We start from the raw sequence: 16,184 nt of genomic DNA, 5'->3' as shown, positions 1-16,184 counted from the left end.
TCTGAAACTTTTAACAAATGTTATAAAAATTAACAAAAATCTGTTTCTTGTAACATTTGTTATTTTATTTATCATTTGTTATGAACTTAGTTTATATGATGTGTCAACTTTGTGTCAAGCTAAAATCGATAAAATTTTCAATCTTTTTGAGTCTAAAGACTCAAAAAAACTACCTAATCATATTAGGTAGTTACTTTAATAAGGCATCTCCTGTTCGTTCATCCGTAATTAATACATGTATTAATCCACCTTCTAATGCTGCCCGGATCGCTTCAACTTTTTCTTCTCCTCCAGCGACACCAATGACAAGCGGGATTTCTTTCAGCTTTTGCGGGCTTATGCCCATTACCCTGTCGTTCCATGGGTGAGGATACACTTCCCCTTGGTGATCAATAAAGTTATAGCAAATGTCACCCGCTACATCCTTCGCTTGAAGAATATCCTCCTCACCGCTTGTCATATAAGATTTCACCATCGTTGAATGCTGCGGAACCCCGCCAATCCCGACAACCGCAATATTTGATGATTCTCCTAGTTCAATCACTTTTTTGATTGACGGCTGCCGAATTAGTACATCCTTCGCTTCTTTCGTATCAAGCATGACAGGCACATGTAAAAACTCACATTTAGATTTGAGTGCCTCTGTGCATCTCGCAATAATATAATTGGCATGGATATCAACATCTTCGTTTCCCACACCCCCGACAAGCGGAACAAATGTCACAGATGGGTAATGCTGAACTGACGTAAGCGCTTTCGCCATTTCATGCAAAGTGGTTCCTGAGGAAAAACCGATGACTTGTCCATCCTTCATGACTTTTAATAAAAAGCCAGCCGCCGCAGCGCCGATTCGGCTTTTTGTTGTTTCTTGGCTGAGCGTTTCCACACAGACGACTTCTCGCAGCCCGTATTTCCGCTCTATTTTTCTTTCTAAAGATCCATATTGTTGATTCATTTCATCATGAATAATGATTTCCACGATTCCTGCTTCACGTGCTTTTGCCAAATATTTCGATATGAGCGAACGGCTAACCCCAACCGCTTCTGCTATTTTAGATTGAGTGGCGCCTTCTTCATAATACATATGCGCAACCTTAATGAGCAGCCTTCTTTCATCATGGAATGTCATAATAACCCTTCTTTCCGCTTAAGTGTTTCCTAACAAATGATATCTTAAATAACATTTGTTAAAAACAGATTAAATGAAAAAAATAACAGAGTCAATACTAGAGACGTGCTCTTTCCAAGAATGAAAAAAGCCGCACATGAAGCGGCGGCTTTAAAAGATGTTTTTATTCATTTGTTTGATGGCTGCTTTTTCAAGTCTTGAGACTTGTGCTTGAGAAATCCCGATCTCTTCAGCGACTTCCATTTGCGTTTTTCCTTGGAAGAAGCGTTTGCGAAGAATCATTTTTTCTCGATCATTCAGTCGGCGCATTCCCTCTTTTAAGGCCAATTCCTCTACCCATTGTGTGTCTTTGTTCCGTTCATCACTAATTTGATCCATCACATAAATCGGATCTCCTCCGTCATTATAGATCGGTTCAAACAAAGAAACAGGATCTTGAATCGCATCTAGGGCAAAGACAATTTCCTCATGAGGCACTTCCAGCACTTTGGCAATGTCTTCTGCCGTTGGCTCCTTGCTTGTCTCACTAATCAGCCTCTCACGAACCTGAAGCGCTTTGTAGGCAATATCTCTTAGTGAACGAGACACCCGAATTGGGTTGTTATCACGCAAGTATCGACGGATTTCTCCTATGATCATAGGGACCGCATAAGTTGAAAATCTGACATTGTGGCTTAAATCAAAATTATCAATTGATTTCATTAATCCGATACAGCCTACTTGGAAGAGATCATCCACATACTCGCCTCTGTTGTTAAAACGCTGAATCACACTTAAAACCAACCGCAAATTGCCATTGACTAGCTTTTCTCTTGCTGTATCGTCACCCTCATCTTGCAGCTGTCTGAACAATTTTCTCATCTCTTCGTTTTTCAGAACAGGCAGTTTGGAGGTGTCGACTCCGCAGATTTCCACTTTATTTCTGGACACTTTTTTCCCTCCCTACAGGAGCTGTTGTACAAAGTTCAGTATCTCCTTGGGATGGAAAAATATGCACGAGTGATGACGAGAATCATGAGAAAAGAAGTTGATTCCTTTGACAGCAGAGGGACAGAGCTTTTTAAAAATTTTTTTTAGACCATTTTGTTAAATTCTTTTTGTAATCGTTTAATAATTCTTTTTTCAAGCCTTGAAATATACGACTGGGAAATGCCTAGCATGTCAGCGACATCTTTTTGGGTTTTTTCCTCACCGCCAACCAAGCCGAATCTGAGCTCCATGATCTGTTTTTCACGGTCATTTAATTGCTCCAGCGCTTTTTTCAAAAGTTTTTTATCTACATTTGCTTCAATATCCCGTGTGATAATATCATCATCTGTTCCAAGTACGTCTGATAAAAGCAGTTCATTTCCGTCCCAATCAATGTTGAGCGGCTCATCAAACGACACTTCTGAACGAATTTTATTATTTCGGCGCAAATACATCAAAATCTCGTTTTCAATACATCTCGAAGCATACGTCGCAAGCTTGATCTTTTTTTCTGGGTTAAATGTATTGACTGCCTTAATTAGACCAATAGTTCCAATACTAATTAAATCCTCAATATTAATCCCTGTGTTTTCAAATTTTCTTGCGATGTAGACCACCAACCGCAAATTTCTTTCAATCAGGATGGCCCTTGCTGTTTGATCACCTTTTGGTAATTTGACAAGCAGTTCCTGCTCTTCATCCTTTGATAATGGCGGCGGCAGCGCCTCACTACCACCAATATAATAAATCTCATCACTCTTAAGACCTAGCTTCATGAGGAGTTTATACCAGTAGTAAGTGAGTTTAAATTTTAATTTTTTCATCTTCTTCTCCCTTCTAAATGTCAAGTTGACCTCGTAAGATAAAAGACATCACCAAAACTTAAGACACCCCTTGGATTATTTTTCCATCTAACATATCTGGATGAATGATGGATTGAAATTCCTGATCTGCTGATAAACCGCTCAGACTCATGCCTACAAAACACTTGGCTGGCTGGATCATATGCGTTTTTGAATAAATGATGACCGTATCTGGTTTTAAGCATAGAAGAAACCCGTGATCATGACCGACCGCTCGATATGGAACAAGTCTTAAACGATCAAGAAGCGGAAATTGATCATCGAGCTTTTGCATCACTTCAACAGGATGAGACTGCTTCATAAGCTCTATAAAGGGCTCTCCGCAAATGGACATGAGCTCATCTGCCTGAACGATCATCACAGGTGTTTTCGTCATAGGATCATACAGCTGATTGCCAGAATCGACGAGTCCCTTTAAGCGGATGGTCTCTCCTTGAATGTGTATCTCCGCAAGGACTTGTTCATCAAACTGTCTTTTTTTCGCACCGACCTCTCCTAATCGTTTCTTTGAAAACAGCCAAATCGCTGGAAAGCCGGTTAAAACAAAAAGCCAGCTAATGGGATCACCAAAGCCATCATTTTGTGAAATCAGCAGCCCGTCTTGAATAACAGTATTGGTTTGTAAAAACGAATGAACCCCGATCATGCCTCCTCCCATCAAAAATGTGATAAAGTAAAAAGCAAACAGGTTTTGAAAAAAGGATCGAAATCTTTGAAATCCAAAAGTGGCAAGCACGATCAAGACAGAAAAAAGCAGTTTGCCCAAAGGGTGTGACACAAACATTGCAAATGGTGTAAAGAGCAAGAGAACAATGCTCGATCCAATCAGAGCTCCTAACATATATCGCCGTTTTTTTACTTGTCGTTTGAGAATAAATGCAGTGAGTAAGAGAAGCAATAGATCAAAACAAAAGTTTAACAGCCAAATCACATCTAAATAAATGACCACCTTCTGCTCCTTTCATCTGAAACAAAGAATCAAAAGCAGTACTTGCACTTGTTTGTACCAGTATAAAACAGCCAAGAGATGGAAGTCTGTCAATTCTTGTTGGGGATGATAGAGAACTTTTGGTGGATTGTTATTGTTTTTGTCGAGGAATGAGAGCACAAAGAAAGAGAGTGTGCTTCCGGACAAGCATACAAACAATTATTCGAAACGAAAAAAGACACGCTCCAAGGAGTCGTGCCTTTTTTAAGGATTATTTTTCATTGATATTTAATGTGCCTGGAGCCTTTTGTCGAGTAACATTTCCATAATCATCCCGCACAATCACTTCAATGACTGCACCTTTTGCTTTAGCGGTAGAAGTAGCTGTCCAGTAGCCTTCATATGTTCCGCCGGCTACCTCACGAAGCGGCAGCTCTGTTGTATTTTGCAGCTTTGATCTCGCGTTTGTCAGCGGCATGTGAATGACAAACGTTGCGTCTAGCTTTTCACTGCTGTTAAATGAAATTTTAACAGACTCACCTGATGATAGATTGACATTCTCTGCTGGTGTCAGCTTAGAAATCTCAGGCGCTTCGTATTGAACATCGATATCGACTTTTTTAGTCGTTTTGTTTCCTGCTGCATCTTTTGCTGTTACTTTGATCGTATTTTTCCCGTTTTCAAGCAGGATTCTTGCAGAATATTTCCTATCTTTTATTGCTGCTTTTTTTCCATTCACAGTGACTTGATCAAGATGATCATCCGTTACCTTTCCTTCTACAGTGAGTGATTCTTTGTTAGACTTTTCCCCTTTTTTTGGTGTATCTATCGTTAAAACTGGGGCTGTTTGATCAATGATCACCTTGACCGATTTGGATTTTTTCGTTGCGCCTTTATCCGTAACAGTAGCAGCCGTGAATACATGCTCTCCGCTTGACACTGTAACCTTCTCTTTGAAAGCACCCGACTGATCTGCTTTCACTTTGGCAATCTCTTCATCGTTTTGATAGATCGCTACATCAAGCCCTGGAGAGGCTTTACCTTCAATCTCCAGTTCATCTTTGTTCGTGATCGTTCCAGCCTTTGGAGATGTTATTTCTGGTACATCTGCTTCATATTGGACAAGCGCACGAATCATATAATTTCCCTCTTCTTTTGGGGAAGGAGAAAAGGCACCGCTTGTCAGCTGCCAGCTTCTTTCAGCATTTGGTCCATCTTCATCTGTTGCAAGGCCTGGAGATTCCGTATTCTTTTTCGTTTGAATATAGACAAGATAGAAATCTCCATCCACCGTAATGGCTTGATCTTCTAAATCTACTTTTGTCCATTCTCCATTACGCAGCGCATTCGCTTTGAAAGGTCCAGCAAGTTTCTCACCTGGAGCGCCGTCCTTCCCAGAAGCATCATACACTTCAACCGCAAATTCATTCCCGCCAGGGGCTGGCCACTCTGTTGTCCAGAAACGAAAAAGCCCCCCTGTGACCTGTGCTTGTTTCTTCCCTTTTTCTAATGAAAATTTCACCGCCCAGCCATTACCAGGATCATAGAACGCCCGTGCATTTTCAGGTGTTCCGTCATCGTAGCCAATTTCGCCAGCAAAACCGATGAAAGGTTCCAGCTTGATTGCTTTTTCAAGCGGCTTTTCTGTCACATCGGCTGTAAACGAATATCCTTTAAACCCTTTCGCAAATACTTTGACTGTATACACACCGCTCAATGCCTCTAGAGAAAACTCGCCAGATTCATCTGTTTTCACCGGCTCAATTTTCGCATCCTCTACAAGATAAACCGTAGCATCCTTTACTTTTTCACCCGTTGTTTCATTGACAATTGTGCCAGATATCGTTCGTTTTTCTAGTGGCTGCAGGGAGAAATTTGCCTCTGCTTGATCATTTGCAGGAATATTGACTTTTTGTGTGCGTGATTCAAAGCCATATGCTTCAGCTTTCACTGTAAATTCCCCTGCACCATGAGAAAGCTGATATCTCCCTGTCGCTTCATCTGTGTACGTGGACTTGCCGCTTTCAAGCACACTGATTTCTGCCTTCATCGGAAGAGCTTTGATAGATGGGGCATCTAAGCTTTTTTCCTTTTTCATCTGGACATGCTTTTCTTTTATTTTAGCAGGCTTTGCACTTTTCGGATCGACGGGTTTCTTCTGCTCCTGTGCTGACTTTTCTTTTTTGATGACGCCAAGTTGTTTCTTTGCCTTTTGAGGCAAGGCTTGATCTGTTATTTTCACATCATCTAAATAAAAACCGTCTTTTGTCACACTGCCATCCGTTCTTAGCTGAAAAATAACTCTCACGTTCTGACCTTTGTAGGCAGATAAATCAACTTCTCCTTTTGTCCATCCACTTGTTTTGCCTGTGTAGGCTGCCACTTGGACAGCATCTTCCCCCTCAGGCTGCACATGAATATGCACATAGTCATAATTTGCTTCAAGGTCATGCCAGTATTGAAATTGTAAAAAGGAGGATCCTGACTCAGGTACAGCAATCATCGGCATAGATAAATGAGCATCTGTTTGATTTTCATAAGGACTGTCTAGGTTTGTAGCGTAGACATGATCTCCAGTAAAGGCCTGTTTCGGACCTGTGGTCGGCTTCCCCCACTGCCAAGGATCTTTTGTTCCACCACTGAACCATCCACTTGGCCAAGCTTCAAAATCTTGCGAGTAGCCAGTCGTGATGGATGTTTTAATCGGAAGCGTATACGGTTCTGATGCGGCTTCATTTTCTCCAAAATCTTTCACAATCCATCGGTACGTGACGTTTTCCCCCTCAAGTTCTGGGAGCTGGACAACATATGTCCCTTTTAAATGATTTCCATCCGTTCGTTTTGCTTGAAGCGTCTCCCTTTTCCCTTGATCCACTTGATAGCTCAAGGAGACATTTGTCACAGCTACTTCATCTTCTGCTGTAATACTAAGAGGTGTTGGCGTAGAGGCAAAAATTTCATTCGGTCCTTTATGAGAAAATACAGGTGGTTCTGTATCTTCTCCTTCTTTTGTTACCTGCCCTTCAATCTTGCCAATTCCATCTGTTAATGCTGTAATCGCTTCTTTTGCATCAACTAATCCTGCCCCATAGCCATTGTTAGGGGATTCCGGGAATTGTTGATCTGTCAGTGGTTTTGCAGTATCAATGAGAATTTCTTCAATCTCTTCAACAGACAGATCTGACTGTACTTGGCGCAGAAGAGCCACAACAGCTGAAACATGCGGACCTGCCATCGAGGTTCCATTCCAGCCATCCTCATATCCTTTCCCTGGAATAGAAGAACGAATGTTTACCCCTGGGGCCGCAATATCTGGTTTCATGACCCCATATGGAGAGGGACCTTGCAAAGAGAAAGAACCCAGTTTGTTGTTTTGATCTGTTGCACCCGTCGCAAAGGCTTCGGGATAGTTCGCAGGATTTGCAATAGATCCCTCACCGCCAGGGTTAAATAAATCCGTATTACCAGCTGAAAATTCTGGGAAGATGTCCGCTGCTCTCCAAGCATTGACCACATCTTTATACCAATCATCAAGACCAGGCCCACCGCCCCAAGAATTATTGACCACATCTGGCGCCTTTTCTGGATGAGGGGTTCCGTTTTTATCTTTTGGAGCTAAAATCCATTCACCTGCGTCAAGCAGATCAGCATCTGATCCACCATCTTCTGAGAAAGCTTTCACCGCGATCCATTTTGCACCTGGTGCGACTCCAATTTGATTCTCTCCATTTGGCTCAGAGCCAACCATCGTTCCCGTTACATGTGTACCATGCTCTAAATCATCGTATGGCGCTTCAGAACCTGTCGTTGCATCGTACCAATTGAATTCATGAGAAGGTTCATTCGGACGTGCAGGATCAAATCCACGGTATTTTTCTTTTAATGCAGGATGATCCCATTCCACACCTGTATCAATACTTGCCACAACGGTACCAGTTCCGTCATAGCCTAAAGCCCACGCTTCTGGGGCATGAACTTGAGAAATGTTCCACTCGATTCCATCTGCTGCTTTGATTTGTTTGTTTTTCTTTGAAGTTTTCAAATCAACAGGACGATGGATTTGACGGATTTCATTTGGCAGCACTTGATCTACTTCTGGGAAGGAAGCCACCTTTTCCATGACTTCTTTCGTTCCCGTCACAGCGAGACCATTTACAATATAGTACGAATGAATATCCTTCACTTGCTTTTTCTTTTGTGCCTTTTGTAAATAAGCAAGCAGCGCTTCTTGCGTCTCTTCAGACGTCGCTCTTAGTTCTGATACGACAGCTGATCTTTTTGTGTACTGCGTTTTAGCTGCTGTTAACTTCTGTTTTTTGGCCTTTGACACAGCATCCTTCGCCACTTTTTTGACATTGGTTTGTTCCTTCATTTTGACTAAAAAGGTCACCTTGTCTTCTTGTTGAAACTGTTTCATTAATCTAGATGAGATCTTTGCTTTTGTTTTCTTGGAGGAAACAGCTTCCTCTTGATATGAGGTAGAAGTCGATTTTGCTTGAACCATCCCAAAGCTTGTCATCGTTAAAGTACCAATCACCAAAAGACTCATCAAACGATAGCCGGCGGTTTTGCGAAACTTCACTTTCAATCAAATCCCTCCTCCTCAAATGGTCAAACAGTGTATGGGTTTAACTCCTCCCTTTCCTTTGTTCATGACAAGATTCATGGTGTTCTATTTAATGTAGTCAAATAAAGTTCATCATTTTGTCGCTTTTTGTAATAGGATTTAAAAATGATTCTTTTTACTTAATCACTCTAAGTCGAAATACATATGTTGGATAAAGTAATCCAGACACATTTAAGACTTTTTGATTAGTAGTGATGCGGGTTTCTTTATATATTGGACATGAAAAAATCCCCTTCCGGTGGAAGGGGATGAGTGATACTCGATTAACGTTTATTACGGTTGCGCAAGAACGTTGGGATATCCAGCGTATCATCGCTTGATTGTGTATTTTGTCTCGGCTGAGATGATGACTGCTGATGTTCCTCACGTTTTACTTCACGTTTTTGAGGAATGGATTGATTTTGCTTTAATCCTTGCCCTAATGGATTTCTTTGTGGTTTTGACACCTCTGGCTCTTGCTCAATAAATCCAGTTGCGATCACGGTTACCACAATCTCATCCTTCAAGTTATCATTAATGACAGAACCGAAAATCATGTTTACATCTTCATCAGATGCAGAAGCCACAATGTCCGCTGCTTCTTGTACCTCATAAAGACTTAGGTTCGTACCACCAGTAATATTCATGATGACACCTTGTGCACCGTCGATTGCCGTTTCTAGAAGTGGTGAAGAAATAGCTTTCTTCGCAGCTTCAGCGGCACGATTTTCACCAGTCGCAACACCGATACCCATAAGAGCAGAACCTTTATTGGACATGATCGTTTTCACGTCAGCAAAGTCAAGGTTAATTAAACCTGGTGTGGCAATAAGATCTGAGATCCCTTGAACACCTTGTCGTAGCACGTTATCTGCTGCACGGAATGCTTCAAGCATTGGCGTGTTTTTATCAACAATTTCAAGCAAGCGATCGTTTGGAATCACAATTAAAGTGTCAACTGCTTCTTTCATAGAAGCAATTCCTTCAACTGCTTGAAGCTGACGCTTTCTTCCTTCAAATGTGAAAGGACGAGTCACGACTCCAACTGTCAATGCACCAGAATCTTTTGCGATTTTTGCAATGACAGGTGCAGCACCCGTACCAGTTCCACCGCCCATACCAGCAGTAACAAAGACCATGTCTGCGCCTTTTAATACTTCTTCAATCTGTTCTTTGCTTTCCTCAGCAGCTTTTTTACCGACTTCAGGATTCGCACCTGCTCCAAGCCCTCTTGTCAACTTAGCACCGATTTGCATTTTCGTTTCTGCTTTTGATAGATTTAAAGCCTGTGCATCTGTGTTGACTGCAATGAAATCGACACCTTGTACGTCATTTTCGATCATTCGGTTGACAGCGTTATTTCCGCCTCCACCTACTCCGATTACTTTAATTGATGCTAGGCCGTCTATATTTGTTTCAAACTCCAACATGCTGAATCCTCCTAATCCGTCGAAAATCTAATTCTATTCCCAGAACATATTAAATAGTTTTTTCATTTTGCCCGGTTTTTTATTTGTCTCTTCTTGTGCTTTTTGTTTTACTTTCGGTCTTGGCTGCGCTTCTTTCACTTGTGGTGCAGAAGAAACCGGCTCCATGGATGCGCCTACTTCATGAAACGCCTCATCCGGCATTTGGAATCCAACCTGTCTGCCCTGAATCTTTGCATTGCGATAAGCAAAGTGGATCAGACCCACTCCTGTCATATACTGAGGTTCTCTCACCCCAATATAATTCGGACTTGCAATTCTAACATTGTTTTGCAAGACCGTTTGTGCAAGAGAAAGGATACCTGGTATAGCTGCCTGTCCACCTGTTAAAACGAATCCTCCAGGCAAATCATGGACACCCATATTTCTTAATTCCTCTGCCACAAAGAGCAAGATTTCTTCCAGCCGCGCCTCGATGATATTAGCCGCTTCAAGCTGTGTATACGTCTGTTTCTGATCGGTACCGATGACAGAAACTTCAAATGTTTCCTCAGACGATGCCTCATCATAAAACGCATGTCCAAATTGTTTTTTGATTCGTTCAGCTTCTTCAGTAGAAGTTCTAAGTCCTATAGACAAATCTTTTGTAATGTTCTCTCCGCCCAAAGGGATACTGTGAGTAGAATAGAGATGCCCGTTTTCAAATACGGAAATCGTTGTAGATCCGCCGCCAATATCGACGAGAGCTACCCCTAGATTTTTTTCATCTTTCGATAATGCTGCTGAGCCCGATGCGAGCGGCTGCAAGCAAATATCCATAATTTCAATTCCAGCTCTTTCTACACATCGGAGCCAGTTATGTAGAATCGTCTTAGAACCTGTAATTAACGTTCCATCCACCTCTAGCCGAACACCAAGCATTTTTTTCGGATCAGTGATCTCATCTCTTCCGTCGACGATAAATTGTCTCGGGATGACGTCTACGACGAGATGTTCTTGAGGAATAGATACTACCTGTGCAGCATCTAAGACACGTCTCACATCTTCAGCATGTATTTCTTTGTTTTCACTAGATACTGCGACCACGCCGCTCGTGTTCTGAATATGAATGTGGTTTCCGTTAATTCCGACAATCGCCTTTTGTAAAGGAAAACCTACCATTCTTTCAGCCTGTTCAAATGCTTGTCTAATAGAATGAACTGTCTCATCTATATCAACAATCGATCCTTTTTTTAACCCTTCTGAAGGGACATTTCCAACACCTATAATGTTAAGCGAATCATCCGCCATTTCTCCGACGATGACTTTTATATTGGATGTACCGATGTCAAGGCTGACGTAAATTTCATTGTTGTTCATTCTATGGCACCTCCTCACATATCAATACTTTCTATTCTATTATTTGCTGAACAACAATACAATGAATGTGTTTTTACAAGTGTGTAACAAAACTTAAAAAATCAACATTTTTTATTAGGATTACTGAAAATATTCGTTACATCATATGTATATCCTTTTTTATGACTCACTTTTTTTCTTTTTTTCTCTAGAAATTGTCCATTTTGTTAGTAGAATTCTGCGAATAACTGCTATATTTTGAAACAATCTAACGCCGAAAGCAAACATTCCGACTAAATACAAGTCTACACCAAGATGGACGCCCAGAAAAGCTAAACTTATTGCAAGTATAATATTAAAGAAAAAGCCTGATACAAACACTAGTTCATCGTATGCCCCTTGCAGATGTGCCCTGATTCCACCAATCAATGTATCAAGCGCAGCAAGTACAGCGAGGGAAAGATAATTAGAATACTCATTCGGTATCGTAAAATTTGTTAAGAAACCGATCGCAACTCCTATGATTAAGCCAAGTACAGGAAGCCACATTAAGATTTTCCCTCCTTTACATCGTCAAGAGGCTTCAACTCGTTTAACTGAATTGCACCGTCATATGCTTTTAATTGAATTTGCTGCTTCGGCTGGCTAATACTTAAGCCGAAATTTTCCTGAGCAAACAAATCACCAATATCTGATACATTTAAACGGCTGTATAATTTGTCGGCCTGGTCGCTGATCATCTTGATGGTCACTTCATCACCATCTAAGCTGTAGCCATCCATTTTCGTCGTACCATTAATATCTCGAATCACACTTGTATTAATCACACGGTGGTCATTAATAGAAATATGTTTTGCTCCATACATATTGGCTTCGTTGATTAGCTTTTTCAGAAGATCAGGGGGGATATTTTTCACTTCTTCCCCGGTCAGATCCTTGGAGAAGAGCTGAGAGATGTCAACTTCAATTCCCTCCCCTGTCACTTCTGTAAAACCAGCCTTTTCTTTTAAATCTTTTAATGTTTTAGTTAGTTGAGCTTCTTTTGATTGATCTCCTTGACGACCATACTTTTTCAGCATTTCATCGTATTTATCAATTTCTTTCAGTAAATCCAATTCTTTACTTTTAGATGCAGATAAATCCTCTCTTAGCTCCCACACATCGCGAGTATCACGAACTTTGGGCTTTTGCAATGAATTAAATTGGATGGAGACCATGATGCCGAATATCACCATTAAGGCTGTCAAACTAAGTAAAGGCTTCTTTTTCCTCAACACCACTCACCTTTTCACTTTTAATCTTTGTGTTTTAAAAGAGGATTCATACGAATATCCTTTTTTTCAATCGTCATCGAAATGTGATCACTTGTCAGCTGATCGACCACTCCTCCTGCAATATTTAATGCAGGTATTAACACAGCCGGATCACCAATAGCAGAAATAACAAATGGCGCTGGATGCTGAACACCGTCAACTGTGACAACTGGGCCGTTACAATGTATGTATGATTGGTGTGTAATTCTCTGTCCATTAATAGATACGGCAGAGGCCCCTGATATAAACAGTTCGTTTATCACATGAAAAATGTGGCTCTCATGAACAATGTAATTATTGACATTTTGTCCACTCGGGATATAAGATGCATCTTCAAGGGATACTTTTACCCCTTTTCCTTTTACACCGATCTCTCCTGTAAACATCCTGTATTTCTCAACATCTTCCAATACATTAAAATACTGCTCTTTTTCATTTTTCAAATTGGACTCAGTGGCTTGAACCTGTGATTGAAGACTGTATAATTCTTTTTCAAGTTTCTGATTCGCCTTTTCTTGCTTTGTCAGCTGACTTTTCAAGGAGTATTCTTTTTTCCATTGCTCTGTTCGAATGACATCTGCCTGATGCTGCTTAGTATATTGGTATGAAAAAGAAATCAGAAAACCAAGAACAAGCATGACAATTGAGAATATAACTGTTTTGCCTCTCAACGTTCATCTTCCTTTTTCTTAGATTTAAACGCTTCAAAATACGTCGCGACTTCCATATGGATTGTGCCTTTTTCTGATGGCGAAAGTTCTTTTACAATGGCAGGATAGGTTTTCATTTTATCAGCGAATGTTTTAATTGATGCAATCACGGTGTTCCCGTCATTCATATAAAATTTAACGAGCCACTGGTTTGAGCTTGTTGGCACATAATATATTTCTGAGATGAGTTCCTGAATAGAGGCTGGCAGCTGATTTAAAGATCTAACCGTTTGCTTCAGCTTCTCTTTATTGTCCCAATCAACAAAAATAGGTCCTGCATGACTTGGTGTGACTTCTTCTGGTAATGCTGTCCCATTTTCAAGAAGCTCATAGTATAAATTTCCCTTTTGAAGATACGCAATATTGGCATATTCCTTGACAGCAATACTAACCTTATTTGGAAAATGTTTTTTGATACTGACACTTTTAATCAGTTTGTTTTGCTTAATATGATCTGCTGTTAAATCTTTATTTAAATTCCAAAACTCTGTTTCGCCTTCTTTAATCTGGGAAAGTTTCACAAGCTGTTTTGTAGGGACATGCTCATTACCCGTAATAGTTAAAGAAGAAATTTTACTGATTGGTGTCTGCAAATAAATAATGATTAAAACCATGATAAAAAACAGTAGAATAAAAGAGATTAGTCTCCGATTCGCTTTCTGCTTCCTTTGTTCTTTAATTTTAGGAATTCGTTCTTCTATATTGACGATCTTTTCATTTTCATGATCAGGCCGCATATATATTCTTCACCCCATTCAAAGCTGCTTGTCCACACCTTTGGGTCATCTTTTGATGAGAAAACAAACGGCATTCTTTCATGCCGTTTGTTTTCCTGTGATGCCATCATTCATAAGACTTGCTTTTATTTTGCTTCACCGATAATTTCTACTTCTGTATGCATTTCTACATTGTAGTCATCTTTAATTTTCTTTTGGATGTACTGGATTAAGTCCAGCACGTCTTGAGCAGTTGCCCCGCCAGCGTTCACAATAAAGTTGCCATGCATATCAGAGATTCTTGCTCCACCAATTTGGTACCCTTTTAAATTCGCTTTTTCTACAAGCTGTCCTGCATATTCAGGCAGCGGATTTCGAAAAATACTTCCGGCACATGGTCGATTATAAGGCTGTGTTTCCTTGCGATAGTCTTTATTTTGCTGCATTTTCTTTGTGATTTTCTCGCGATCATCCTGTTTGAGCTTAAACACGGCCTCGAGAACAATGCCTGGTCGTTCCTTTTGAAGGACAGACGTTCTATAGCTAAAGTTCATCTGCTCATTTGTTAGCCACTCGATGCTTCCATCTTCAAATAAGATTCTCGCTTTCACAAGAATCTTACTGATATCAGATCCGTGCGCACCTGCGTTCATATAAACAGCGCCGCCAATAGACCCTGGGATACCAGCTGCAAATTCCAGCCCTGAAAGACCCTGCTTACTAAGAGACGTTGCAAGCCTTACAACAGAATAGCCGCCGCCAACTGTAATTTCTTCATCATTTACAGTTAAGTGATCAAGTCCAGCGCCTAACTTCAGGACGACGCCACGTATTCCTTTATCAAGTACGAGTAAATTTGACCCTCTTCCAATAACCGTCCAGTCCGCGTGGTGTTTTTTTATCTGATCCATGATCGTTTTAACTGAATCGATATCTTTAGGAACGATCAATAGATCTGCCGGCCCGCCTATTTTCATTGTCGTATGATTTGCAAGCGGCTCATTTTCAAGCACTTTACCGACTTGCGCTTCTAATAATTCATTCTTCAAGTTCTCCATATTACCCTCCGCCTTACCTAATATCATTCCATCATGTAGTCGTAATTTCTTTTAATACATTATATAAACGTCCAGCCGCATCTGGTACTCCAAGTTCTTTTGTTAAACGGCTCATTTCGTTTAATTTTTCTTCATTACCAGCAATTTCATCAATGGCATGAAGGAGGCTTTCTCCAGAAAGCTCTGATTCTCTTAAAACGATTGCAGCGTCATGCTTTTCTAGTGATCTTGCATTGATTTCCTGGTGATTTGCCGTCACGTATGGGCTTGGAATAAAAATAGTTGGAATTCCAAGGGCTGTCACCTCAGCAATCGTTGTGGCACCGGCTCTTGCAACAATCACATCAATCGATTTCAAATACTCCGGCATTTGATGCAAGAAAGGCTTTGTGATCATATTAGGTGCTGCACCTTTTTCCTTTAGTTCGTTCAGCACTTTTTCATAATGAACCTCACCCGTGATATATAAAAGCTGATAGTTCTTAGCCTTTAATGCATCTTGCATGTCAATAACTGCTCTATTAATCGGCGCAGCCCCCCGGCTCCCGCCAAAAATAAGAACCGTTTTTTTCGTTTCATCCAGTCCAAACTCCTTCAGAGATTTCCCCTCTTTTATAGAGACGACTTCAGAGGCTCTAGGGTTTCCCGTAAATACAACCTTTTCAGAAGGAAAATGTGCCTTTGCTTCTTCAAAGCAGATGGCTACCTTATCAACATATCTTGCTAGAAACTTATTTGTGATACCAGGCAGGCTGTTCTGTTCGTGAATAATGGTCGGGATTTTCAGCTTAGAAGCTGCATAAACGACAGGGCCGCACACATAACCACCTGTTCCAATGACCGCATCTGGCTTAAATTCCTTTAAGTAAGATTTGCTTTTTTGAACGCCTTTTAGAAATCTCATCACCGTTTTTACGTTATCAAAGGAAAGCTTTCTTTTAAACCCTGAAATTTCTATGGACTTGAAAGGGATATTTTCTCTTTCTACAATTTTCTTTTCAAGTCCATTTTCAGTACCAATATATAAAAATTCTACATCAGGATGCAGTCTTTTCACTTCTTTAATAAAAGCTAAGGCTGGATAAATATGTCCGCCTGTTCCGCCTCCACTGATTACTATACGCATT

At 40.6% G+C, this 16,184-nt stretch carries 13 protein-coding genes; all 13 read right to left on the bottom strand.

What is annotated here, in order from left to right; genetic code table 11:
* Positions 1-190: 190 nt before the first annotated feature.
* The 13 genes from MHB41_RS07395 to murG all read right to left on the bottom strand — a co-directional run bounded on the left by MHB41_RS07395 (position 191) and on the right by murG (position 16,183).
* Positions 191-1,129, bottom strand: a complete 939-nt coding sequence (locus MHB41_RS07395; protein ID WP_061109809.1) for a sugar-binding transcriptional regulator — start codon at positions 1,127-1,129, stop codon at positions 191-193.
* A 150-nt stretch (positions 1,130-1,279) separates the two neighbouring features.
* A complete protein-coding gene (gene sigG, locus MHB41_RS07390; protein WP_034317964.1) occupies positions 1,280-2,059 on the bottom strand; it encodes an RNA polymerase sporulation sigma factor SigG in 780 nt (259 codons plus the stop codon).
* Positions 2,060-2,202: 143 nt separating this feature from the next.
* Positions 2,203-2,922: an RNA polymerase sporulation sigma factor SigE gene (gene sigE, locus MHB41_RS07385; protein WP_007499746.1), complete on the bottom strand. Its 720-nt coding sequence runs from the start codon at positions 2,920-2,922 to the stop codon at positions 2,203-2,205.
* A gap of 58 nt (positions 2,923-2,980) precedes the next feature.
* Positions 2,981-3,910, bottom strand: coding sequence for a sigma-E processing peptidase SpoIIGA (gene spoIIGA / locus MHB41_RS07380; RefSeq protein WP_061109808.1), 930 nt, complete (start codon positions 3,908-3,910; stop codon positions 2,981-2,983).
* 250 nt (positions 3,911-4,160) lie between these two features.
* A complete protein-coding gene (locus MHB41_RS07375; RefSeq protein ID WP_267542788.1) occupies positions 4,161-8,471 on the bottom strand; it encodes a S8 family peptidase in 4,311 nt (1,436 codons plus the stop codon).
* 308 nt (positions 8,472-8,779) lie between these two features.
* A complete protein-coding gene (ftsZ, locus tag MHB41_RS07370; protein ID WP_024426931.1) occupies positions 8,780-9,925 on the bottom strand; it encodes a cell division protein FtsZ in 1,146 nt (381 codons plus the stop codon).
* 33 nt (positions 9,926-9,958) lie between these two features.
* Positions 9,959-11,281: a cell division protein FtsA gene (gene ftsA, locus MHB41_RS07365; RefSeq protein WP_034281692.1), complete on the bottom strand. Its 1,323-nt coding sequence runs from the start codon at positions 11,279-11,281 to the stop codon at positions 9,959-9,961.
* Between the two features lie 159 nt (positions 11,282-11,440).
* Complete coding sequence (locus tag MHB41_RS07360; protein ID WP_003210988.1) at positions 11,441-11,809, bottom strand: small basic family protein; 369 nt, start codon at positions 11,807-11,809, stop codon at positions 11,441-11,443.
* On the bottom strand, positions 11,809-12,534 hold the full coding sequence (locus MHB41_RS07355) for a DUF881 domain-containing protein (RefSeq protein ID WP_041117315.1): 726 nt from the start codon (positions 12,532-12,534) through the stop codon (positions 11,809-11,811). The genes MHB41_RS07360 and MHB41_RS07355 overlap by 1 nt, the downstream gene beginning before the upstream one ends.
* Before the next feature lie 20 nt (positions 12,535-12,554).
* Positions 12,555-13,244, bottom strand: a complete 690-nt coding sequence (locus MHB41_RS07350; RefSeq protein ID WP_024424255.1) for a DUF881 domain-containing protein — start codon at positions 13,242-13,244, stop codon at positions 12,555-12,557.
* On the bottom strand, positions 13,241-14,020 hold the full coding sequence (locus MHB41_RS07345; protein WP_024424256.1) for a cell division protein FtsQ/DivIB: 780 nt from the start codon (positions 14,018-14,020) through the stop codon (positions 13,241-13,243). Before MHB41_RS07345 ends, MHB41_RS07350 begins: the two co-directional genes overlap by 4 nt.
* Before the next feature lie 125 nt (positions 14,021-14,145).
* Positions 14,146-15,057, bottom strand: a complete 912-nt coding sequence (gene murB, locus MHB41_RS07340) for a UDP-N-acetylmuramate dehydrogenase (RefSeq protein ID WP_034623687.1) — start codon at positions 15,055-15,057, stop codon at positions 14,146-14,148.
* Between the two features lie 31 nt (positions 15,058-15,088).
* On the bottom strand, positions 15,089-16,183 hold the full coding sequence (murG, locus tag MHB41_RS07335) for an undecaprenyldiphospho-muramoylpentapeptide beta-N-acetylglucosaminyltransferase (RefSeq protein ID WP_024426929.1): 1,095 nt from the start codon (positions 16,181-16,183) through the stop codon (positions 15,089-15,091).
* Position 16,184 lies beyond the last annotated feature (1 nt).

This window comes from Bacillus sp. FSL H7-0578 (assembly GCF_038630855.1).
GTDB classification, from domain to species: Bacteria; Bacillota; Bacilli; order Bacillales; family Bacillaceae; genus Bacillus; species Bacillus safensis.
The sequence above is the reverse complement of the archived record's forward strand: the minus strand, read 5'-3'. Positions and strand labels throughout refer to the sequence as shown.

Excerpts from the sequence above, each read along its gene's own strand:
- MHB41_RS07395 (WP_061109809.1), bottom strand. The coding sequence starts at position 1,129 with ATGACATTCCATGATGAAAGAAGGCTGCTCATTAAGGTTGCGCATATG.
- sigE (WP_007499746.1), bottom strand. The coding sequence starts at position 2,922 with ATGAAAAAATTAAAATTTAAACTCACTTACTACTGGTATAAACTCCTC.
- ftsZ (WP_024426931.1), bottom strand. The coding sequence starts at position 9,925 with ATGTTGGAGTTTGAAACAAATATAGACGGCCTAGCATCAATTAAAGTA.
- ftsA (WP_034281692.1), bottom strand. The coding sequence starts at position 11,281 with ATGAACAACAATGAAATTTACGTCAGCCTTGACATCGGTACATCCAAT.
- MHB41_RS07360 (WP_003210988.1), bottom strand. The coding sequence starts at position 11,809 with ATGTGGCTTCCTGTACTTGGCTTAATCATAGGAGTTGCGATCGGTTTC.
- MHB41_RS07345 (WP_024424256.1), bottom strand. The coding sequence starts at position 14,020 with ATGCGGCCTGATCATGAAAATGAAAAGATCGTCAATATAGAAGAACGA.
- murB (WP_034623687.1), bottom strand. The coding sequence starts at position 15,057 with ATGGAGAACTTGAAGAATGAATTATTAGAAGCGCAAGTCGGTAAAGTG.
- murG (WP_024426929.1), bottom strand. The coding sequence starts at position 16,183 with ATGCGTATAGTAATCAGTGGAGGCGGAACAGGCGGACATATTTATCCA.